This is a genomic window from Pseudoalteromonas sp. SG43-5 (genome assembly GCF_014164345.1).
Classification (GTDB): Bacteria; Pseudomonadota; Gammaproteobacteria; order Enterobacterales; family Alteromonadaceae; genus Pseudoalteromonas; species Pseudoalteromonas distincta.
In genome coordinates this window covers 24,270-46,924 of the sequence record NZ_JACJFA010000017.1, presented here as the reverse complement: position 1 = coordinate 46,924, position 22,655 = coordinate 24,270, and the positions used below count along the sequence as shown (strand labels likewise).

Here is a 22,655-nt window from a genome sequence, read left to right as displayed (position 1 = left end):
GGTATTGAGCATTCATGCTTAGTAGTTAAATTACTGGAATGAGGCAAAGGTAATGAGTAAATATAATTTTTGTGCGGGGCCAGCTATGCTTCCGCAAGCGGTTATGAAAAAAGCACAAAAAGAGTTTCTAGATTGGCAAGATTTAGGTGTGTCTGTGATGGAAATAAGCCATCGTAGCAAAGAGTTTTTAGCCCTTACAGCTAAATGTGAAGCCAGCCTTCGTCGCCTAATGAATATCAGTGATGAATTTGAAGTGCTGTTTATGCATGGTGGTGGTCGTGGTCAGTTTAGTGCTGTGCCATTAAATTTACACCAAGAAGGCAAAGCTGCGGTTTATTGCGAAAACGGCGTGTGGTCAAAAAGTGCAACAGACGAGGCCAACAAGTTTACTCAAGCAACCTCTATTGATGTGCGTAATGATGCCAATGGCGAGTTTTCTATTAAACAGGTTGCTGATTGGGTGTTACCAGAAGATGCATCTTACATTCACTATTGCCCTAACGAAACGGTTGACGGCTTAGAAATTTTTGATGTACCAAGCCACCCAACTGCACCGATCGTTGCTGATATGTCGTCAACTATTTTATCACGCGAAATAGACGTTAATAAATTTGATTTAATTTACGCTGGTGCGCAAAAAAATATCGGCCCGTCGGGCATATCAATCGTTATTGTTCGTAAAACATTATTTGAGCGTGAAGGCTTACCTAAGCCAGGCATTTTAGATTACGCATTAGAAGCAAAACAAGGCAGCATGTTTAACACGCCTCCCACATTTGCTTGGTATTTAGCTGCTGAAGTATTTCAATGGCTTGAAAGTAATGGTGGCGTAAAAGCGATGGAAGTTCAAAATATTGCTAAAGCGCAGCTACTTTATGACTTTATTGATGAATCGAGCTTTTATACCAATAAAGTAGCTAAACATTGCCGTTCACGTATGAATGTTCCGTTTTGGCTTAATGATGAAAGCTTAAATGATAAGTTTGTTGCTCAGTCTAAAGATGCAGGGTTACTCGCTCTTGAAGGCCACAGAATTGTGGGTGGTATGCGCGCAAGTATTTATAACGCAATGCCTATTGAAGGTGTTCAAGCACTTGTAGACTTTATGGCTGCTTTTGCAAAGGAGCACAGCTAATGGAGCAGCTTCGTTTAGAACCTATTTCTAGAGTAAATGGCACAGTAACCCTACCAGGTTCAAAGAGTCTATCGAACAGAATTTTATTATTAGCAGCACTTGCAAGCGGTACTACCGTTGTAGAAAACTTACTTGATAGTGACGATATACGCCATATGCTGGGCGCCTTAAAGTTATTAGGTGTAAATGTAACTTTAAATGATGACCGCACTGTAGCCACCGTAGAGGGGGTTAGTGGTGTGTTTAATACACCGACTGAGCCATTGTTTTTAGGTAATGCGGGTACTGCTTATAGACCTTTAACGGCAGTACTTGCTGGCGTTGCTGGTGAATACGAGCTAATAGGCGAGCCACGTATGGAAGAGCGCCCGATAGGGCACTTGGTTGACGCGCTGCAAGCATTGGGTGGTGATGTTACTTATATAAAGCACAAAGACTACCCACCACTTAAAATTGTCGGTGGCCAAATAAAAGGCGGTGAGGTTGAAATTGACGGCAGTATTTCAAGTCAATTTTTAACCGCTCTATTAATGGCAGCGCCATTATTTAACGGTGATACAACAATAACTATTAAAGGTACTTTAGTCTCTAAACCTTATATTGATATTACACTTGATGTAATGGCACGTTTTGGAGTTAATGTTGAGCACAGTGATTATGCAACTTTTAAAGTTAAAGGTGGTCAACAGTATCAATCATTAGATCGCATAATGGTTGAAGGCGATGCATCTTCTGCCTCTTACTTTGTTGCTGCGGCTGCAATTGCAGGCGGTGAGATTGAAATTAAGGGCGTGGGTGCCAAGTCGGTGCAAGGTGATATAGGCTTTGCCAAAGTAATGGAGCAAGTAGGCGCAAAAATTGATTGGTATGATGAGCGTTTAGTTGTTCGCAAAGGCGAACTAAAAGGCGTGGATATTGACGCCAATGCAATTCCTGATGCAGCCATGACTCTTGCAACTGTTGCTCTTTTTGCCAAAGGCCCAACAGCCATTCGTAACATTTATAACTGGCGAGTAAAAGAGACAGACCGTTTATATGCAATGGCAACTGAGCTTCGTAAAGTAGGCGCACAGGTTGTAGAAGGTGAAGATTTTATAGAGATCACCCCACCTGAAACATTTAATGATGTTGCTGTTGATACTTACGACGATCACCGTATAGCCATGTGTTTTGCAATGGTTGCCATTGGTGGAAAGCCAATAACAATTAATGATCCAAAGTGTACCTATAAAACATTTCCTACATTTTTCAATGTTTTAGCGTCAGTCAGTGAATAAGCTAATTAGAAGTAATTACAAAAGTTACACACTAATAGCAGATATATTTTAATAACTGACGTATAATGTCGCGGTTTATTTAGGTGTGCATTGCAGGAGGTTTTAAATGCAGGCGTTATTAATGCCCGTGATCACCGTTGATGGCCCAAGTGGTTCAGGTAAAGGAACTGTTTGTCGCTTGTTAGCCGACAAGTTAGGGTGGGATGTATTAGATAGCGGTGCGATTTATCGTGTTTTATCTTTAGCTGCACTTCATCACCAAATTGCATTAGACAATGAAGAAGGGCTTGTCCCGCTTGCTGCAAATTTAGATGTGCAGTTTTTGGTAGATAGTCAAACTAATGCAGGAAAAGTTATTTTAGAAGGCGAAGATGTAACCACTACTATTCGTAATGAAGAAGTAGGCGCTGCGGCTTCAAAAGTTGCAGCATTACCTCGCGTTCGTGAAGCGTTATTACGTCGCCAGCGTGCATTTCGCACTGAAAATGGCTTAATTGCCGATGGCCGTGATATGGGCACTGTGGTTTTTCAAGATGCGCCGTTAAAAATATATTTAACAGCCAGTGCACAAGAGCGTGCTCGTAGACGCTTTGTTGAGTTGAATACGCGCGGCCTTGATGTTACACTAAGTGGTCTATTACAGGACATTCAAGCTCGTGACGAGCGCGATATGAATCGCACCGTTGCTCCGCTTGTACCTGCAGAGGATGCTATTGAGATCGATACTAGCGATCTTAATGCACAGCAAGTGTTTGATAAGGTAATAACTTTATTGGATATTGCTATCTCTGAAGGTAAGCTTCCTAAACGAAGCTAAACACATTTTATGCGCCAGCAGGATGCCAGTGCTATTTTAACAACCCCATGCAGCATGGTTGCTTATTGGTATTAATATATGAGACGTATATTCGTATGTCAGAAAATTTTGCGCAGTTATTTGAAGAAAGCTTAAAGGGTTTTGAAGCAGAGCAAGGCTCTATCGTTAAAGGTACAGTAATCTCTATCGAGAATAACATTGTACTTGTAGATGCTGGTCTTAAATCAGAAAGTGCTATCCCTGCAGAGCAGTTCAAAAATGCTGCTGGTGAACTAGAAGTTGCTGTAGGCGACGAAGTAGATGTTGCACTAGATGCAATTGAAGACGGTTTCGGTGAAACTATCCTTTCTCGTGAGAAAGCTAAGCGTCACGAAGCATGGATCCGTCTTGAGAAAGCATGTGAAGAGCAAGAGACTGTTACTGGTGTTATCAACGGTAAAGTTAAAGGCGGTTTCACAGTTGAAGTTGATTCAATCCGTGCTTTCCTACCTGGTTCACTTGTTGATGTTCGTCCAGTACGTGACACAACTCACCTTGAAGGCAAAGAGCTTGAATTTAAAGTAATCAAGCTTGACCAAAAACGTAACAACGTTGTTGTTTCACGTCGTGCAGTTATCGAATCTGAAAACTCACAAGAACGTGAAGAGCTTCTTGCTAACCTTGTTGAAGGCCAAGAAGTTAAAGGTATCGTTAAGAACCTTACTGACTACGGTGCATTCGTTGACCTTGGTGGTGTTGATGGTCTACTACACATTACTGATATGGCTTGGAAGCGTGTTAAGCACCCTTCAGAAATCGTTAATGTTGGCGACGAAATCGCAGTTAAAGTTCTAAAATTCGACAAAGATAAAACTCGTGTTTCTCTAGGCCTTAAACAGCTTGGTGAAGATCCATGGGCAGCTATCGCTGGTCGTTACCCAGAAGGTTCTAAACTTTCTGGTCGTGTTACTAACCTTACAGATTACGGCTGTTTCGTGGAAATCGAAGAAGGCGTTGAAGGTTTAGTACACGTTTCTGAAATGGATTGGACTAACAAGAACATCCATCCTTCAAAAGTTGTAAGCCTTGGCGACACTGTTGAAGTTATGGTTTTAGAAATTGACGAAGAACGTCGTCGTATTTCTCTTGGTCTTAAGCAATGTATTGCTAATCCTTGGCAGGAATTTGCTCGTCTACAAAACAAAGGCGATCAAGTTACTGGTAAGATCAAATCAATCACTGACTTCGGTATCTTTATCGGTCTTGACGGTGGTATTGACGGTCTTGTACACCTTTCAGACATTTCTTGGAATACACCTGGCGAAGAAGCTGTACGTGAATTCAAGAAAGGCGACGAAATCACTGCTATCGTATTGCAAGTTGACCCAGAGCGTGAACGTATCTCTCTAGGTGTTAAGCAAATCGAAGCTGACCCATTCAATAACTACCTTGATGCAAACAAAAAAGGTGCTATTGTTAAAGGTAAAGTGACTGAAGTTGATGCGAAAGGCGCAACTGTTGAACTTATCGAAGGCGTAGAAGGTTACATCCGTGTAGCTGATATCGCTCAAGAGCGCGTTGAAGATGCAACTACTGTTGTTTCTGTAGGCGACGAGATTGAAGTTAAATACGTTGGTGTTGATCGTAAGAACCGCACTTTAAGCTTATCTGTAAAAGCTCTTTTCGAAGCAGAAGAGAAAGAAGTACTAGAGAAGCTTAAGAAAGAAGAGCCAGTGTTTGAAAACGCAATGGCAGCTGCTTTCGCAAATGCACAAAAAGACTAATATATAATTAGTTTTTAGTTGGAAGGGCATTTTTTGCCCTTCCTATATCTCTTTTTAAGGAAACGCTATGACTAAGTCAGAATTGATAGAAATACTTGCGGAACAACACGCACACGTTCCAGTGAAAGATGTTGAGAATGCTGTAAAAGAAATTCTTGAACAAATGGCCGGCTCATTATCTACTTCAGATCGTATTGAGATCAGAGGTTTTGGTAGTTTCTCTTTGCATTTCCGCGCTCCTCGCACAGGTCGTAATCCTAAGACTGGCGATACAGTTGAGCTTGAAGGAAAGCATGTACCTCATTTCAAACCAGGCAAAGAATTACGCGACCGCGTGAATGAAAGCATTGCCTAGTTAACTTAGTGGAGTAGTTACTTGTTCAAGGTATTAAAAATTATTCTGGTTGCACTATGCCTTATCAGTGCATTTGTATTAGGGTCACAAAACCCACAGTTAGTACAAGTAAATTACATTATAGCCAGTAATACGCTACCTTTAGCTGTAATAATAAGTATCTGCTTTTTATTAGGTGTTTTGATTGGTTGTTTTATTAGCTTTAAATTGTTTTCGCAATTAAAGTGGCAAAACTACCGCTTAAAAAAGCAATTAGCGCCTGAAAAAGATAAAAAAAAGCTTGCCGCGAATAAAGACACCTAACTATGATTGAGCTTTTGTTTTTACTATTACCTGTTGCCGCTGGTTACGGTTGGATTATGGGTAAAAACAGTGCTAAAAACCAAGCTCATCAACTTAATCGTCAGATCACTTCTGAATATAGCAAAGGCTTAAAATTTCTACTCGATAGAGAAGAAGATCAAGGCTTAGAGCATTTAATCAACTTACTTGAAGTTTCAGCCGATTCGGTTGAACACTATTCTACACTTGCCACCATGTTTCGCCGTAGAGGTGAATTAGACCGCGCAATAAAAATTCACGAACTTCTATTAAAACACCCAAGCTTAAATGAACAACAAGCTGCAACTAGCCGTTTAGAATTAGCCGAAGATTATATAATGGCCGGACTACTAGATAGTGCGGAAGAGCACTTAGTTTGGCTAGTTAAAGCAGGGCATGTAGAAGCGCTGGACCCTATTATCACTTTATATTCGCAAACCCGTGAGTGGGAAAAAGGCATCAACATGTTTGAAGCCCATAGCGAACTATTTTCAAAAGAACAGCAATTTAAAGCAATTGCTAATTTTTATTGTGAGTCAGCTTTAAGTGACAATACACCCCAACTAATGAGAAAAGCGATTAGCTTAAATTATAAAGCCGTGCGTCCGCTTTACGAGTTAGGGTTAGTTGCTTACGCAAAAGAAGATTACGTTAAAGCTATTTATTACTGGCGTGAACTTGTCTCTCAATTTACCTTGTTTGCTCCGTTGTTTATTGATGAGCTGGCACACAGTTATAAACAATTGAATCTGACGCATCAATTTCACGAGTTAGTCAGTGACTTGTTAGAGAAGGGCGGAGTATTAATTAAAATAAAGCATTGCCAAGCATTACTTGAGCAAGGTCACACCAAGCAAGCCTTTGAATTTTTAACTGATAGCTTAAAACGTCAACCTACTATTCGTGGTTTTAGTTTTTTACTGCAATTAATGGGTGACCAAAATAAAAATACTAAAGAAGTACTTAACGAAATTGATAAGCTTGTAACCTCTTATATTGCTACAAAACCAGATTTTCAATGCCAGCATTGTGGTTTTACAAGCTACACCATATATTGGAATTGCCCTTCTTGTAAGCATTGGGAAACCATTGTTCCAAGTCGAGGCTTAGACGGATTTTAATAACCCCATAATTTATAACTTTACTGCCATTCACTAGGATAGTTATGTCTTTCGAACACTCAAAAAAAATTCTTATTGCATTAGATTACGATGATCAAGAAGTTGCTTTAAACTTTGTTAAACAACTTTCTCCTGATACTTGCCGTCTCAAGGTCGGCAAAGAAATGTTTACCTATTTTGGACCTGCATTTGTTAAAGAGTTAATTGATTTAGGTTTTGATGTTTTCTTAGATTTAAAGTTTCATGATATTCCTAATACAGTAGCTAAAGCGGTTACTGCAGCTGCTAAAATGGGGGTGTGGATGGTAAACGTTCATGCTTCTGGTGGCTTTGAAATGATGAGCAAAGCTAAATCGGCTCTAGAGAAATTTGGTGACAAAGCGCCATTACTTATCGCTGTTACTGTGTTAACAAGTATGGATGAAACAGAGCTTAAGCGTTTAGGTGTTGATAAATCAGCTCAAGAGCAAGTTATTTATTTAGCTAAGCTTGCAAAGGAAGCTGGGCTTGATGGTGTTGTGTGTTCTGCACAAGAAGCAAAAGCTTTAAAAACAGAGTTAGGTGATAGCTTTAAGCTTGTTACGCCTGGTATACGCCCTGAAGGGAGTGATGCGGGTGATCAAAAGCGTATAATGACACCTAAGCAAGCTATAGATTCAGGAAGTGACTATTTAGTTATAGGCAGACCGATTACTCAAGCAGATAATCCTGTAAAAGTGCTTAGTGATGTTAATAACTCTATAGCTTAATTTAACAATAAGCAGTCATATAGTGCTAAAACCCCTTACCTTATGTGAGTTTTATGTTACATTAATAAAATCAAAATGTAGTAGGGGTTTGTTTTGAAGTTATTTTTTGGTTCTATAGTAATTGTTATTGCGGGTTTTTCAGTAAATAAGTACGTTTTTTCTAATAAAGCATACGATGGTGTAACAACCGTTACAGATATAATTCCAACGTACCCAGTCGATATGTTTGATTTTAAAAAAACAATGCAAGATTATGCTCACCATCTGTGTTACAAAAATGAAGATACACTCATATCTCAGCATGTAAGCGTTAGTGAATGTATATCAAAGCTCGATGATAAAAAAACAGAATGTGAAAAAAAGGTTTTTCGTTTGGCGCCGCTCAATCTTGAGTCGGAAGTTGAAGTGCTTGATTATTCAAGGCAATATACGCAATGTACATTGCCTTATAAATATATTTTAGGTTAATTACAAACAGGTATTATTAGTAATTACAGCCAATTATAATTAAGATCTTAAGCGAATGGATTTCGCTTCAATATCTATTAACTCTTGTTTAAATAAGCCACCAATTGCTTTTTTATAATTAGCCTTACTTGTAGAAAACATCTTCTTTATTGCTTCAGGATCAGACTTATCACCAAGTGGAATAACACCGCCTTCGTTTTTAAGCTTTTGCATAATAGTTTCACCAAGGTCACTTACTTTTCCCATACCTGGCTTTTCTAGTACAACGTCAATTTTTCCGTCGTCACGTACTTTTTGAATATAGCCTTTAAGCTTTTGACCCACAAATAAGCTTTTAAATACCATATTGTAAAAAACAACACCGAAGTGCGACTCTTCAATTAATACTTTGTAGCCAATATCTGTTTTGCCAGCAACAATTAAATCCACTTCTTGTAAGTGAGTATATTGCGGCTCATCTTTTGATAGGAAACGATTAAAGTTGTTTGAGGCACAAATACGTTGGCTTGCATTATCAAGATACAGGCGTACTAAATAAGAATGGCCTTCTTGCATGCGTGGCTTTTGTTCATTAAAAGGTGCAAGCACATCTTTCTCAAGCCCCCAATCTAAAAATGCCCCAATACTATTTATTTCTTTAACGCGTAGTAGGGCATACTCGCCTACTTGAGCATGTGGTTTCTTTATTGTTGCTGTGGCTAAATTAGCATTGTCTAAAAAGATAAATACACTAATACTATCGCCTGCTTCAAGCTCATGTTTTATTTCTTGTTTTGGTAAAAATACTTCACCTAAATCATGGCCGTCTAAGTAAGCACCTTCGTTACTCACTTCTTTTACAAATAATGTTTGTGTGGTTCCTAGGTAACTCATAATTATTCCTGCTCAGGCTTTTTTTTACGGCGCATTGGTGTATCGCCATCAATGTTCATCGGTGCTTTAATTGGTGCTGTAGGCTTTTTAGGTTTAGCTTTGCGCTTAAATGCAGGCTTTTTAACAGCGGCGGCTTTTTCTTTAGATTTGTCCCACGCTACCTCAGGTTTTTTCTCTTTTAAACCTTTAAACTTAGCTTTTAGGCTCTCTACGCTCGCAAATTTTAATTCGTCATTTAAAAATGCTTTAATAGCTAAATAACTTGCCCAATCTTTTGGGCCAACTAATGAAATTGCATTTCCTTTAAAGCCAGCACGTCCTGTACGACCTATGCGGTGTACATACTCTTCAGCGTGTTTTGGTAAATCAAAGTTAATAACGTGCGTTACGCTTAATAAATCTAAACCACGAGATGCAACGTCGGTGGTGATCAATATTTTAAAATTTTCGCGACTAAACGAATCCATGATATCTAAACGTTTGTTTTGCGTTAAATCACCAGCAAGCGCTACAGATTTGAAGCCTTTAGCATTAAGGGCTTCACTCAAACGGCTCGTGTCAGAACGCGTTGCTGTGAAGATAATACATTGACCAACATCATCTTGGTTTAAAAAATGCTCTAATAACGCTTCTTTATGATCAAGGTGATCGGCAAGGTATAACGTTTGTTTAATATCACTATGTTGCTCATTTGCTGCACTTAGCGTAATTTGCTTTGGTTTTTTTAATAGGTTACGTGATAGTGCATCTACTTGTGCATGGTCAAGTGTTGCAGAAAACAATAACGTTTGGCGTAATCGGTGATTAGCTTGCTCGTTAATCATTTTTAACTGCTCGGTAAAGCCTAAATCTAAAATACGATCGGCTTCATCAAAAATAAGCAGTTCTAGTCCACTCAATTGTAATGAACGTTTTGTAATGTGATCAGCTAAACGCCCTGGTGTAGCAACTACGAATTGTGGGTCGTTTCTAAGAGCTTTTATTTGGTCATTAAAGTTTTCGCCACCAAGTATTTTAACGGCCTTAATGGTTGTGCCTGCAATTAATAAACGTAGCTGAGTAAATACTTGCGTAGCAAGCTCACGCGTAGGAGCAACAATAAGTACACGAGGATCGCGTTTGCTGAGTGCTTTTTGTTTCATAACCCTTTGTACAGCAGGTAATAAAAACGCCAAGGTTTTGCCCGACCCAGTTTTAGACTGAGCGAAAATGTCATGCCCTGCAAGTGCGGTAGGCACTGCATGCGCTTGAATATCGGTGGGCTGGGTGATCCCTTGATGTGCTAACTGTGTTTCAAGGCGTGTATCAATCCCAAGATCAGTAAACTGCAATGTGTGTTTCTCCAAAATAAGCAAATTAAGTCTATAAATTTATCAGCGCATTATAGCTTACACAGATAGGTCGCTAACAGTAAAAACCAATCTATAGCGCTATTTTTTGCAATTAAACTAAAAAAGCGTAAAATACGCGCCCCATATGCGCCGGATTTACGGTTCGGTAAATGCCAATTGTGGCAACTAAAAGCAAAATAGGAAATAAGATGACGGCAGTTCATAAAAATGATGTGACAAAGGACCACTTTGTAGTGTGTGCAATGTATAAGTTTGTGGCTTTACCTGAGTATGAAGCCCTTAGAAAGCCATTACTTGAGGTAATGGAAGCAAACGAGGTTCGTGGTACTTTACTTATTGCAGCTGAAGGTATTAACGGTACGGTTTCTGCAAAACGTGAAGGCATAGATAATTTATTAGCCTGGCTTGATGAACAACCTAATTTAAAAAATATCGTAACAAAAGAATCTTACGATGATGAATGTCCGTTTTACCGTACTAAAGTAAAATTAAAAAAAGAAATTGTAACTATGGGGGTTGAAGGTGTAGACCCTCTAAAAGTCGTCGGTAGTTATGTTAAGCCTAATGAATGGAATGCGTTAATATCAGATCCTGACGTTATACTTATTGATACTCGTAATGATTACGAAATAGAAATTGGTACTTTTCAAAACGCAGTCGATCCAAACACTAAAACATTTCGTGAGTTTCCTCAGTGGGCAAAAGAAAACTTAGACCCTGAAAAACATAAAAAAGTGGCTATGTTTTGTACTGGCGGTATTCGCTGTGAAAAATCAACTGCGTATATGAAAGAGCAAGGCTTTGATGAGGTATATCATCTTGAAGGTGGTATTTTAAAATACCTTGAAGAAGTGCCAAAAGAAGAAACAATGTGGGAAGGCGAGTGTTTTGTATTTGATAATCGTGTAGCGGTTGATCATGACCTACAAAAAGGCTCTTATGATCAATGCCACGCGTGTCGTATGCCAATTACAGAAGACGAAAAGTTAAAGCCTGAATACATGGAAGGCGTCTCTTGTCATCATTGTATTGAAGAAGTTACGGACGAACAACGCGCACGTTTTGCAGAGCGCCAAAAGCAAATAGAATTAGCGCAAGCGCGTGGTGAGGGCCATATTGGTAATGAAGCACAAGCTGTTTTACAGCAACGTAAAGAAGCTAAAAAAGCCCAAAAAGACGCTCAGCGCGGTAAATAAATTTTTACAATAAGTATTACATTTAAAGAGTCTATTTAGGCTCTTTTTTTGTGCCCAAAATTGTGCAGTAATTGTTTTCACACCCCGATGATAGTGTTAATCTGCAAAATAGATTTAGTCATTTTAATGCGCATACAGGAAGGGATTTATGCAAGCCGAACAAGTTGAAATCGCACAATTTTTAGCACAACATCCTCCTTTTGATGACTTACCTCAAAAAGCGCTTAATGAGCTAGCTCAACAAGTTGAAGTTGCTTACTTTAGAGCAAAAACAGATATTTTGAGTTTTGGACAAGATATATCTGACTTGTATGTAATTAGAAGTGGTTCTGTAGAAATGTATCGCCGTAATGGCGAGCTTTATAACCGTTTGGCTACAGCAGGTATATTTGGTCAAATGGGTTTATTGATGAACCGTAAGGTACGTTTTCCTGCAACAGCTCTTGAAGATACATTAGTATACTGCATAAACGTTGAGCTATTTAATCGTTACTGTGATGAGTTTGATGCGTTTGCTGATTACTTTGAAACAGATGGTAACGTGCGTTTACATCAAGCTATTGTTGAACAAGCTGATGGCAATGACCTTACAACTGCGAAAGTGAAATCATTAATCCACCGAGATGTAGTAACCGTAGATGCAACCTCTACAATACAAGATATCGCTAAATTAATGACCGAAGAGGCGGTTTCGTCAGTTTTGGTAACAGACGTAAATAAGCCTATAAACGATGATCCTGAGGAAGATGATGGACAAGTCGTTGGCATAATAACCGATAGGGATTTACGCTCAAAAGTAGTGGCTAAAGGCCTTGCCTTTAACACACAAGCAAAAGATATTATGTCGACTAACTTAGTGCTCTTAGACGCTAATGACTATATTTTTGAAGCAGTACTTGCCATGCTTAGAGATAATTTACATCACTTGCCTGTAGTACAAAAAAAGCGCCCTATAGGGGTTATCTCTCTCTCTGACATTTTACGTTATGAATCGCAAAGTAGCTTATTGCTTGTGCGCGGTATACTTGCTCAACAAACAATTGAGGATTTGGCACATTATGCGCGCCAGTTGCCCAACGTATTTGTTCGTATGGTTAACGAAGATGCAAACTCTCACATGGTTGGCACCGCCATGGCTGTTATAGGGCGTACATTTAAACAAAGACTACTTGTATTAGCAGAAGAAAAGTTTGGGCCACCTCCTGTGCCTTACTGTTTTATTGCTCTGGGCTCAATGGCTCGAGACGAGCAACTTATTGTAACCGATCAAGACAACGCGCTTATTTTAGATGACAGTTATGACGATGAAAAACATAACGCGTATTTTCAAAATATTGCCGATTTTGTGTGTGATGGTTTAGCGCAGTGTGGTTACACCTACTGTGATGGAGAAATTATGGCGTCGTTTAAAAAATGGCGTAAAACTCGCTCACAGTGGTTCGATCAATTTGCAGATTGGATCGCGCAGCCAAAACCACAAGCATTGCTTAATAGTTCTATATTTTTTGACTTAGACGGTGTGTGGGGTAAAACCAAGTGGGCCGACGAGCTTAAAATATTTATAGCAAAACAAAGTAAAGTAAATCGCGTATTTTTAGCTAATATGGCAGCAAATGCTAGAAATAGAACACCTCCACTAGGTTTCTTTAAAGGCTTTGTTATGGAGCATAATGGCCAACATAAGCGTTCAATGAACTTAAAGCGAAGAGGGACTGCACCTCTTTCTGATGTTATTCGCGTGCACGCATTGGCTATTGGTTCGCGTAAACAAAATTCGTTTGAGCGACTAGAAGACATTATTGAAGCGAAACTTTTACCACAGGGTAAAGCGCAAGATTTACGTGATGCACTTGAGTATATTGCCATGATGCGAATTCGCCATCAAGCGTGGCAAATAGAGAAGGGCGAAGAGCCCGATAACGACTTAGATCCACATTTACTTTCTCCGTTCGAGCAACGAAACTTAAAAGAGGCATTCGCCATTTTAGAAAAAGCACAAAGCTATTTAAAATTTAGCTACACAGCAAACTCTGGTGTGAAGTAGCCTATGAATCCGCGTAATCATAAAGCAATTGATTGGCAAGCTAGGTATAACGAGCTTGCCAATAGCACCAAAAATAAACTCCTAAAACACTTTTATGCGGGTGCATATAATCAAAACAAAGCCGCAGTAAAAGATGTGCCCTTTGTAGCAATGGACTTTGAAACCACTGGTTTAAATAGCCAAAACGACGACATAGTGAGTGTCGGATTAGTGCCGTTTAGTTTAAAGCGTATCTATTGTAAACACAGCAGGCATTGGGTTGTACAACCTAGACGTAACCTGCATGAAGAGTCTATTTTAATCCATGGGATAACCCATTCTGAGGTAGATGACGCCCCTGACTTTAATCAAATCATTGAACCTTTACTTGAAGCGCTAAGTGGTAAAGTTGTCGTGGTGCATTACGCTGCTATAGAACGCCATTTTTTAAATAATGCGTTACTACTACGGCTTAAAGAAGGTATTGAGTTTGCACTTGTTGATACAATGGAAATAGAAAAAAGAGCACTCAAAGCAAGGCAAGGTTTATTAGGTCGAGTATTTAATACAAAACTTGGCTCGCTCAGATTAACAGATTGTCGTGCGCGCTATTCTCTACCTGCGTATCAAAACCATAATGCGTTAACAGATGCACTTGCTACAGCAGAACTTTTACAAGCGCAACTGAGTTATCATTATCGTGTAGATACTCCAATCTCAGAGCTGTGGTTCTAGCTTTTAATGACCAAACAAAAAAAACGCCGCAAAAATTGCGGCGTTTTCGTTACTAATTAAAAGTGTTACTTACTAAAAGTATTATTTAACTGGGCGAGGCTCAGTTCGTAAACCTAAAACTAAGCTTAAACACATAAACAATAATACAATAGTGAATGGCAAGCCTGTAGAAACGGCACCTGCCTGTAGTGCTTCAATTGCTTGTGTCCCACCAATCCAAAGTAAAGCAGCTGCAATTGCGCCCTCAACCGATGCCCAAAATATACGTTGTGGTACCGGTGCATCAATTTTACCGCCAGCTGTAATTGAATCAATTACTAATGAACCAGAGTCAGATGACGTAATGAAAAATACCAACACTAATAAAATTGCAATAAACGATAAAATATTAGATAAGGGTAATTCATCAAGCATTTGGAACATAGCTAAAGGTACATCAGTTAAACCATTAGTGCCTAACGCACCAACACCATTAACTACTTGATCAATCGCAATACCACCGTAAATAGACATCCATAAAACAGTAACTAGAGTAGGAATAAGTAAAACCGCAATTAAGAATTCACGAATTGTACGACCACGTGATACACGCGCGATAAACATACCTACAAACGGTGACCAGGAAATCCACCAAGCCCAGTAAAACACAGTCCAACCATGCATCCATGTTTCGTCTTCACGACCGTGAGGATTACTCAATGGAATAATATTTTCTACATAGCCCATCACGGTAGTGGGTACATTACCCATTGCTACAGCAAAGCCTACTAAACATACAAACAATAATAATGAAAACGCAATTAGCATATTTACATTACTTAGTAGTTTCACACCACCGTCAATACCACGAACCACAGAGACAATGGCTAAAAGTGTTACACCCGCAATAACTAGAATTTGAGAGCCAATGCCACCTTCTGTACCAAATACATGGTTAATACCTGCAGAAGCTTGTTGCGCACCTAAACCTAAAGATGTTGCAAGGCCAAATAACGTAGCAAGTACAGCTAAGATATCAATGATATGGCCAGGCCAACCCCAAGCTCTATCACCTAATATAGGGTAAAAAATAGAACGAATTGAAAGCGGTAAACCTTTGTTATAGGTAAAAAATGCAAGAGATAAACCAACAACAGCGTAAATAGCCCAAGGGTGAAGACCCCAATGAAACATAGTTGCGCCCATTGCTAATTTTGCAGCTTCTGGTGTATTAGCGGCTACATTAAGCGGTGTTTCGTACCAACCAGTAAAGTAAGCAACTGGTTCAGCAACGCCCCAAAACATAAGGCCTATACCCATACCCGCAGCAAATAACATAGCAAGCCATGAAACGCGAGAGTGAGAAGGTTTAGCGTCATCACCACCAAGGCGAATATTACCGTAAGGAGAAACAATAAGTGCTAAACAAAAGAGTACAAAGAAGTTAGCAGCCCACATAAATAGGGCATCAAAATTATTAATAATATCGGTCTTGATACTATCAAGCGCTGTTTTTGCAGTTTGTGGGTCGGTAACAAGTATGGCGATTAAAAAGATGACAATCAGGCCCGCACTAGTTCCAAAAACAGGGTTGTGAATATCAAACCCCCACTTTTGTACGTTGTCCTGACCTACGGTGTAATCCGTGTTGTCAATACTATATTTGTCATGATTTTCCTTCATGCAATACCTCTTTAGTTGTCCTAACAAGCCAAAATAAATTCGGCGTCATATCGAATTACATTAGTCTTTAAATATTAAGTAAAAAGTAATACCGTAATTATTTGAAGACTAACTAATTTGAAGCGTGATCATACAGCTAGTAGTGTATGAGTTAAATATTAAATGTAAATGAATTTGTATTTAAAACGCTGTTTATATGGCCAAATTCATGATTCTTTCATTTAAAAGCCCTAAATTTAAAAATTCAGTGAACGTTAAAATTTAGTTTGCTATTAAAAGTATTAATTTACTTGATTAAGTAAAAAAAGATCATTTTTAAGTAGCTTAATTAATGCTTAAATATTAGGACTTGTTAGTCTTTAAGGATTGAAATTTGTTAAGTCTAGTCGCGATTTAATCGCTCCTAGATTTATAGCTTAGGGGTTCGGTAACAGCTTATGCGTTATTTTTCATGCTTGCATGCACGTAAGAATAATCAAAGACCGGCTAGCAAAGAGCAAATTTCTCTTCAAGGCTATTATAAATTTATAAGCCGATAAGCATCTTTAATCAAGTTGTAATATGAATATGATTTAACACAACATTAGGGCATGTTGAATTTTGGCGATTGAATTTACAGTAGTATGTTTGGTTTTTAGGCAAGGCAGAGCCTATGTAGTGTGGTCATTCCCCATAAATAGGCGATAACGCAGCATAAATACCAAACATACACTGCCCTTTGGGTTCTTTCTAGGGACAATTAACTCTTTGTTACTCGGTTTTTACTTAGCCCACTAGGTTACAAACCTCGTGCCGCGATTTAATCGGCCCTAGATTGAACAAATTTCAATCCAAAAAGCTCAGCATGCCCTAAGCTATATTTTATAAATAGATAGGCAAAGGATTAATACTATTATGCGTGAAAGCGTTACAAACGATACCAATCAAAACGAACTTGTTAAACGCTTTTGTAGCGTTAGAGACGAAAGCCTAGCTATTATAGAGCCTCTCACTGTAGAAGATTGCCAATTACAAGCTATGGCTGATGCCAGTCCTACTAAATGGCATTTAGCGCATACCACGTGGTTTTTTGAAACGTTTTTACTTAGTGTTCATTGTAAACAGTACGCAGTGTTTAATCCTCACTATAAAATGCTTTTTAATTCTTACTACAATGGGATTGGAGAGCAATTTAAACGGGCAAACAGAGGAAGCTTATCTAGGCCAGGTTTAGACGAAGTGCTAGCTTACAGAGAACATGTAGATAGCCGCTTGATTGAATTACTTAAGACTGACGTTAACCCGCACATTAAAGATATTATTGAACTTGGGTTACACCACGAGCAACAGCATCAAGAACTAATGCTTATGGACATCAAATATAACTTTTCAGTAAATCCATTATTTCCTCAATATAAAACATCGCTTTTAAATAGCCAAAAAAAATCAGCTGATATTAAACCCCTTAATTTTATCAATTTTGAACAAGCCATTATTAATATTGGCACAAATGCCGACGATGAATTTGCATATGATAACGAGTGCCCCAAACACCAAGTACTAATTCATCCATTCAGTTTTGCTAATAGATTGGTCACTAATGGTGAATATTTAGACTTTATAAATGCCGGTGGATATAGCAATCCACAATATTGGTTAAGCGACGGTTGGGCGCATATTCAAAACACTCGTTTAACGCATCCATTATATTGGCATTACATAAATAACGAATGGTTTGAGTTTACACACTATGGATTGCAGCCTTTAAATTTAAGTGCTCCCATCAGCCATGTTAGTTATTTTGAGGCCAGCGCCTACGCTAATTTTGTAAAGGCTCGCTTGCCTACAGAGTTCGAGTGGGAATATGCAGCTAAAAATACACCTTCAACAGACACTAATAATAACTATCTAACACCACAACAAACAAAAGATGATACTGAAATAAACCAGTTAACGGATTCTTGTTGGCAATGGACAAACAGTGCATATTTGCCATACCCCGGTTTTAAGCCTATTGAAGGAGTAGCAGGGGAATACAATGGTAAATTTATGAATAACCAAATGGTGTTACGGGGCGGGTGTGTGTTTACCCCTCAAGACCATTTACGACAAACATACCGAAATTTTTATTACCCACATCAAGCGTGGATGTGCAGCGGGATAAGACTAGCTAAGGATATAGTATGAGCCAAGTAACAGCGATTAAACAAAGTAACATAACCGACACTGAATTTTTAAACGACGTGATAAGCGGATTAACTCAACAACAAAAAACGCTTCCGTGTAAGTATTTTTACGATGATAAAGGTGCTGCATTATTCGAGCAAATAACATCCTTACAAGAGTATTATGTTACACGTACGGAGTTGTCTATTTTAGAGCAATACTCGCAGTCGATTGCTCAAATGCTACCTGAAAATCTCTCTATTATTGAGCCTGGGTGTGGTTCGGGTAAAAAGGTCGCGTATTTATTAGCGCACATGGCAAAGGTAAAAACCTTCGTACCGTTTGAAATTTCTGAGGAGATGCTCAGTTATTCACTTGCACATTTATCACCATTATTCCCAGATTTGGCCATTTCGCCATTACTAGGAGACTTTACACATAGCCAAATGGTTAAACAGCTAACCAAAGACACCGCTTTAGATAGTCAAACCAATTTGGTGTATTTTCCAGGCTCTACTCTTGGTAATTTTGCCCCAGTTAAAGCTATAGAAATTATGAATAATTTCCATCGTTTATGTGGTGTAAACGGTTATGTATTAATTGGGGTTGATTTAGTAAAAGAGCGCCAAGTGTTACTCAATGCATATAACGATAAAGCGGGAGTCACCGCCGCATTTAATAAAAATTTACTACAACGTATTAATAACGAGCTAAACGGCACATTTAATATAGATAACTTTAGCCACGAGTCTCGCTTTAACGAGCAACATAGCCGTATTGAAATGCATTTAGTAAGTAACTGTAATCAAAGCGTGATTATAAATGATCAGCAAATAGACTTTATTGAAGGCGAAAGTATCCATACAGAAAACTCCCATAAGTACACGCTCGAATCGTTTAAGCAGCTTGCCGCGCAAGCTAATTTAAAGTTAGAGCAAACATGGCAAGACGATAGTAACTATTTTGCTCTGTGTTTATTAAGACCGCTTTAAGCGTTACTTAAGTTACGTTTAGTAAATGACAACTTTAGCATTGTTAAACTCATAGTTTAGCAATGCGCCATTATTTGATTGCTGTATAAGTTTAGCTTTATTTAAACCATCCAGTCTAAATAGAAGGGGGGCAATAATAGACACCGCAGAGCCCGTTGCACTGTCCTCATTTACTCCAAACTGGGGTGCAAAGTATCTAAAATGCGCTATAGAATTTTTTTTGTCTATATTTTTTATACTAAGCGCTATAACAGCATTTTTATGGAGTTTACTCAACGCTTTAAAATCAACGTGTAAGCTTTTTAAATCGTCTTTTTCAGCGTCTTTACTAAACTCTTTACTAAATTCTTCATTAAATAACACAACCGTATAACCGTTATTTTCGCCGGTACTGTAGGCTACTTTTATTGCTAATGAAAACACACTTTTTAACTCACCTTTAGCTAATTCGCTTTTTTTAGGCTCTATACTTTTTAGTAACAACTGGGCGCGTTGTTTTTTTACTCTTATAGTAAAACGCTCATTACTCATTGATATAAATACTTCAGGACAATAACCAAAATACTTTATTAAAAAATTAGCGGCCGCTAAAGTACCATGCCCACAGCGTTTAATTTCACTTGTTTGGTTAAACCAGCGAATATTACAATGGCGTTTAGTTATCTCATTTTGATTTAAAAATACGGTAGCAGGGTGATTTGATTGTGATGCAATATATTGCATTGTTTTTGATGTTAACCCAATTTTATAAATAACAATTAAAGCACTTGAGCCTTTTAAGTTATTTGCAGGGCTATAAAAAACAGATTCGGTGGAAGTGAGTTTTATAAAGCGAAGCGTAAGCCATTTGGGCTTACGCTTCGTTAAACAAAGAGTGTTATCCTTTGCTTGCATACGCGTCGTTATGAACGCCCGCAGCACGACCTGATGGATCTGCATTGTTTTGGAACGATGCGTCCCATGCAAGTGCTTCAGGAGTCGAACACGCTACCGATTTACCATGTGGTACACATTTAGCTGATGCATCACCAGGAAAGTGCGATTCAAAAATAGTACGGTAGTAGTAAGCTTCTTTTGAATCTGGCGTATTAATAGGGTATTTAAATTTAGCATTTGCAAGCTCTTGATCGCTCACTTGCTCATTTACAAACTCTTTTAACGTATCAATCCAACTGTAACCAACACCGTCTGAAAATTGCTCTTTTTGGCGCCATAAAACTTCATCAGGCAAGTAGCCATCAAAACCTTCACGTAAAATGTGTTTTTCAATTTTGCCATCTTTACACATTTTAGCTTCAGGGTTGATACGCATAGCAACATCAACAAATTCTTTATCAAGGAACGGTACACGTGCTTCAACGCCCCATGCTGCCATTGATTTATTAGCACGTAAACAATCAAACATATGCAGTTTTGATACTTTACGGTTTAGCTCTTCATGAAACTCTTGTGCGTTAGGGGCTTTATGGAAGTATAAGTAGCCACCAAATAGCTCATCAGCACCTTCGCCAGATAACACCATTTTAATGCCCATCGCTTTAATTTGGCGAGCCATTAAGTACATAGGTGTAGAGGCACGAATCGTTGTTACATCGTACGTTTCAATGTGGTAAATCACTTCACGCAGTGCATCAATACCTTCTTGAATCGTAAAAATAATAGGGTGGTGAATAGTCCCAATCATGTCAGCTACTTTTTGTGCAGCCGCTAAATCAGGTGAGCCTTCAAGGCCAACTGAAAAAGAATGAAGTTTAGGCCACCATGCATCGCTTTCGTCGTTATCTTCAATACGTTTGGCAGCAAAACGCTGGGTAATAGCAGAGATAACCGATGAGTCTAAACCACCAGAAAGTAATACACCGTATGGTACATCACACATTAGCTGGCGTTTAACGGCCGCTTCTAATGCATCTTTAACGTCTTGCGCTTGTGCGCTGTTATCTTTAACTGCATCAAATGTTTCCCAATCACGCTTGTAATAAGGCGTGATTTTGCCATCTTTGCTGTACAGGTAATGCCCTGGTGGAAATTCTTCAATATGCTTACAAATTGGAGAGAGTGCTTTTAGCTCTGAAGCAACGTAAAAGTTACCGTGCTCGTCGTGACCAGTGTAAAGCGGGATAATACCAATATGGTCACGGCCAATTAAGTAAGCGTCATTTTCTTCATCGTATAAACAAAATGCAAAAATGCCATTTAGATCATCTAAAAAGTCAGGCCCTTTTTGTTTATAAAGCGCTAAAATAACTTCACAGTCTGATTGAGTTTGAAAAGTAAAATCAACATCTAGCTCTGCTGCAAGTTCTTTATGATTATAAATCTCGCCATTAACCGCTAAAATATTTGTTTTTTCAGGATTGTATAAAGGCTGTGCACCGCTTGATACACCAACAATAGCTAAACGCTCATGTACTAAAATAGCTTTTTCAGATGCATATACACCAGACCAATCTGGGCCACGGTGTCTAAGCAGCTTTGACATTTCAATTGCTTGGGTACGCAATTGAGCGGGATCAGATTTAATATCTAATACCCCAAAAATTGAACACATAGTAACTCCTCATTCCTATTATGTGTGCAGCAAAGCCAATTTGCTGTGCTGCGAAACCTTGTTTTATCAGAAAAAATTACTCAAGTCACATAGCTTTTACAATTAATTAAGAATAATTTATGCACCAAGTTATATGTAACCGCACCAAAGTGGTTAATGCGTAGTGCCTGCTGCTATTTTTACGTCGTTATTATTGTTCAATGCTTGTGCAATCATCACTTTTAGCGCGTTAATAACAGTGTCTTCACACATGCTTGGTGCGCCATTGTGGTGCACAGCTTGGCTTGGTAAATAAGGAATATGCACAAAGCCACCTTTCATTACAGCGCAATGATCATTTATGTAATGCATAAGGCCATACATAACATGATTGCATACATACGTACCTGCCGTATTGGAAATGGCAGCAGGTATATTGCTGTTGTGCAGTGCTTGTAACATACGCTTTATTGGTAAATTTGTGAAATAGGCATCAGGGCCATTTTTTTCTATTGGTGTATCGACAGGCTGCTTACCTGCATTGTCTTTAATACGTGCATCGTCAACGTTTATTGCAATACGCTCAATTGATATTTCGCTGCGCCCACCGGCTTGGCCTATACATAAAACAACCGCCGGATTATGTGACTCAATGGCGTTTATAAGCTGACTAATAGACGTATTAAACTCACAGGCAAGTTCTAGTGTACATATTTTGTGTTTCATGATGATAGTTTCATCAAGTTTTTGCACTGCTTGCCAAGAAGGATTGATAGTTTCGCTACCAAAAGGCGCAAAGCCGGTAATTAATACACACGCCATAGAAGAAGTTGATTTAGTCATTACACACCAAGCTATACATTAAAATAATATTAACGGCGAGTAAGGTAACTGCCGTCTGAATTTGAACCTTAATTACATAGTACTTATCTTTTAAGTCAAAAAGAGCTGCAGGAAGAATATTAAATTTGCTGCCATAGGCGTCATTAACATACTGCAATAGCCGCTATACATGCCGAGCGCAACTAATGGAGCAGGGCTTGCGCCCATAACCTCCAATTAAAAATGCCATACCTACACAATACAAAACAACCAGCATAAAACGATTATCAGGGCCAAAAATTTAAGTCGAACATAGTTT

20 protein-coding genes and 1 pseudogene are annotated in these 22,655 nt (G+C 38.7%); 14 read left to right on the top strand and 7 right to left on the bottom strand.

Annotation, left to right across the window (positions count from 1 at the left end):
- The first annotated feature begins 52 nt into the window (after positions 1 to 52).
- The 9 genes from serC to H5161_RS15780 all read left to right on the top strand — a co-directional run bounded on the left by serC (position 53) and on the right by H5161_RS15780 (position 8,006).
- Positions 53 to 1,135: a 3-phosphoserine/phosphohydroxythreonine transaminase gene (serC, locus tag H5161_RS15820; RefSeq protein ID WP_182769653.1), complete on the top strand. Its 1,083-nt coding sequence runs from the start codon at positions 53 to 55 to the stop codon at positions 1,133 to 1,135.
- Positions 1,135 to 2,412, top strand: a complete 1,278-nt coding sequence (gene aroA, locus H5161_RS15815; protein WP_182769652.1) for a 3-phosphoshikimate 1-carboxyvinyltransferase — start codon at positions 1,135 to 1,137, stop codon at positions 2,410 to 2,412. Before serC ends, aroA begins: the two co-directional genes overlap by 1 nt.
- A 106-nt stretch (positions 2,413 to 2,518) precedes the next feature.
- Positions 2,519 to 3,229 carry a (d)CMP kinase gene (cmk, locus tag H5161_RS15810; RefSeq protein ID WP_002961166.1) on the top strand — a complete coding sequence of 237 codons (711 nt, stop codon included), beginning with the start codon at positions 2,519 to 2,521 and terminating at the stop codon, positions 3,227 to 3,229.
- A gap of 95 nt (positions 3,230 to 3,324) precedes the next feature.
- Entirely contained in the window at positions 3,325 to 4,992 is a 1,668-nt protein-coding gene (rpsA, locus tag H5161_RS15805) for a 30S ribosomal protein S1 (protein ID WP_002961176.1), read from the top strand.
- A gap of 67 nt (positions 4,993 to 5,059) precedes the next feature.
- Positions 5,060 to 5,347, top strand: a complete 288-nt coding sequence (ihfB, locus tag H5161_RS15800) for an integration host factor subunit beta (RefSeq protein WP_002961178.1) — start codon at positions 5,060 to 5,062, stop codon at positions 5,345 to 5,347.
- 21 nt (positions 5,348 to 5,368) lie between these two features.
- A complete protein-coding gene (locus H5161_RS15795) occupies positions 5,369 to 5,650 on the top strand; it encodes a lipopolysaccharide assembly protein LapA domain-containing protein (RefSeq protein WP_039489780.1) in 282 nt (93 codons plus the stop codon).
- Positions 5,651 to 5,652: 2 nt separating this feature from the next.
- A complete protein-coding gene (gene lapB, locus H5161_RS15790; RefSeq protein WP_002961182.1) occupies positions 5,653 to 6,789 on the top strand; it encodes a lipopolysaccharide assembly protein LapB in 1,137 nt (378 codons plus the stop codon).
- Between the two features lie 44 nt (positions 6,790 to 6,833).
- Positions 6,834 to 7,538, top strand: a complete 705-nt coding sequence (gene pyrF, locus H5161_RS15785; RefSeq protein WP_149602755.1) for an orotidine-5'-phosphate decarboxylase — start codon at positions 6,834 to 6,836, stop codon at positions 7,536 to 7,538.
- 93 nt (positions 7,539 to 7,631) lie between these two features.
- Positions 7,632 to 8,006 (top strand): hypothetical protein, encoded by a 375-nt coding sequence (locus H5161_RS15780; RefSeq protein WP_024595713.1) that lies wholly within the window; start codon positions 7,632 to 7,634, stop codon positions 8,004 to 8,006.
- Between the two features lie 39 nt (positions 8,007 to 8,045).
- Here H5161_RS15780 and H5161_RS15775 read toward each other — a convergent pair whose 3' ends face one another.
- On the bottom strand, positions 8,046 to 8,879 hold the full coding sequence (locus H5161_RS15775) for a S1 RNA-binding domain-containing protein (protein WP_002961188.1): 834 nt from the start codon (positions 8,877 to 8,879) through the stop codon (positions 8,046 to 8,048).
- 2 nt (positions 8,880 to 8,881) lie between these two features.
- Positions 8,882 to 10,210, bottom strand: a complete 1,329-nt coding sequence (locus tag H5161_RS15770) for a DEAD/DEAH box helicase (protein WP_182769651.1) — start codon at positions 10,208 to 10,210, stop codon at positions 8,882 to 8,884.
- A 209-nt stretch (positions 10,211 to 10,419) separates the two neighbouring features.
- Here H5161_RS15770 and H5161_RS15765 point away from each other — a divergent pair, with 209 nt between their 5' ends.
- The 3 genes from H5161_RS15765 (at position 10,420) to H5161_RS15755 (ending at position 14,185) form a co-directional block, all read left to right on the top strand.
- Positions 10,420 to 11,427, top strand: coding sequence for a rhodanese-related sulfurtransferase (locus tag H5161_RS15765; protein ID WP_182769650.1), 1,008 nt, complete (start codon positions 10,420 to 10,422; stop codon positions 11,425 to 11,427).
- A gap of 148 nt (positions 11,428 to 11,575) precedes the next feature.
- A complete protein-coding gene (locus tag H5161_RS15760; RefSeq protein WP_182695003.1) occupies positions 11,576 to 13,471 on the top strand; it encodes a DUF294 nucleotidyltransferase-like domain-containing protein in 1,896 nt (631 codons plus the stop codon).
- A gap of 3 nt (positions 13,472 to 13,474) precedes the next feature.
- A complete protein-coding gene (locus tag H5161_RS15755; RefSeq protein ID WP_182769649.1) occupies positions 13,475 to 14,185 on the top strand; it encodes a 3'-5' exonuclease in 711 nt (236 codons plus the stop codon).
- Between the two features lie 81 nt (positions 14,186 to 14,266).
- Here H5161_RS15755 and H5161_RS15750 read toward each other — a convergent pair whose 3' ends face one another.
- On the bottom strand, positions 14,267 to 15,847 hold the full coding sequence (locus tag H5161_RS15750; protein ID WP_002961195.1) for a BCCT family transporter: 1,581 nt from the start codon (positions 15,845 to 15,847) through the stop codon (positions 14,267 to 14,269).
- Positions 15,848 to 16,741: 894 nt separating this feature from the next.
- Here H5161_RS15750 and egtB point away from each other — a divergent pair.
- Together egtB and egtD are read left to right on the top strand one after the other, a co-directional pair.
- On the top strand, positions 16,742 to 18,013 hold the full coding sequence (gene egtB / locus H5161_RS15745) for an ergothioneine biosynthesis protein EgtB (protein WP_182769648.1): 1,272 nt from the start codon (positions 16,742 to 16,744) through the stop codon (positions 18,011 to 18,013).
- Positions 18,010 to 18,984 (top strand): L-histidine N(alpha)-methyltransferase, encoded by a 975-nt coding sequence (gene egtD, locus H5161_RS15740; protein ID WP_182715361.1) that lies wholly within the window; start codon positions 18,010 to 18,012, stop codon positions 18,982 to 18,984. Before egtB ends, egtD begins: the two co-directional genes overlap by 4 nt.
- Before the next feature lie 18 nt (positions 18,985 to 19,002).
- Here the strand turns inward: egtD and H5161_RS15735 are convergent, their stop codons facing one another.
- The 4 genes and pseudogenes from H5161_RS15735 to H5161_RS20255 form a co-directional block, all read right to left on the bottom strand.
- Complete coding sequence (locus tag H5161_RS15735) at positions 19,003 to 19,878, bottom strand: PhzF family phenazine biosynthesis protein (protein ID WP_182769647.1); 876 nt, start codon at positions 19,876 to 19,878, stop codon at positions 19,003 to 19,005.
- A complete protein-coding gene (asnB, locus tag H5161_RS15730; protein WP_039489762.1) occupies positions 19,862 to 21,535 on the bottom strand; it encodes an asparagine synthase B in 1,674 nt (557 codons plus the stop codon). Before asnB ends, H5161_RS15735 begins: the two co-directional genes overlap by 17 nt.
- Positions 21,536 to 21,688: 153 nt before the next feature.
- Positions 21,689 to 22,357 carry a pyroglutamyl-peptidase I gene (gene pcp / locus H5161_RS15725; protein WP_182769646.1) on the bottom strand — a complete coding sequence of 223 codons (669 nt, stop codon included), beginning with the start codon at positions 22,355 to 22,357 and terminating at the stop codon, positions 21,689 to 21,691.
- Positions 22,350 to 22,628, bottom strand: a pseudogene (locus tag H5161_RS20255) (5-oxoproline transporter, DUF979 family subunit); the annotation flags it as partial. The pseudogene H5161_RS20255 and the gene pcp, both read right to left, overlap by 8 nt.
- Positions 22,629 to 22,655 lie beyond the last annotated feature (27 nt).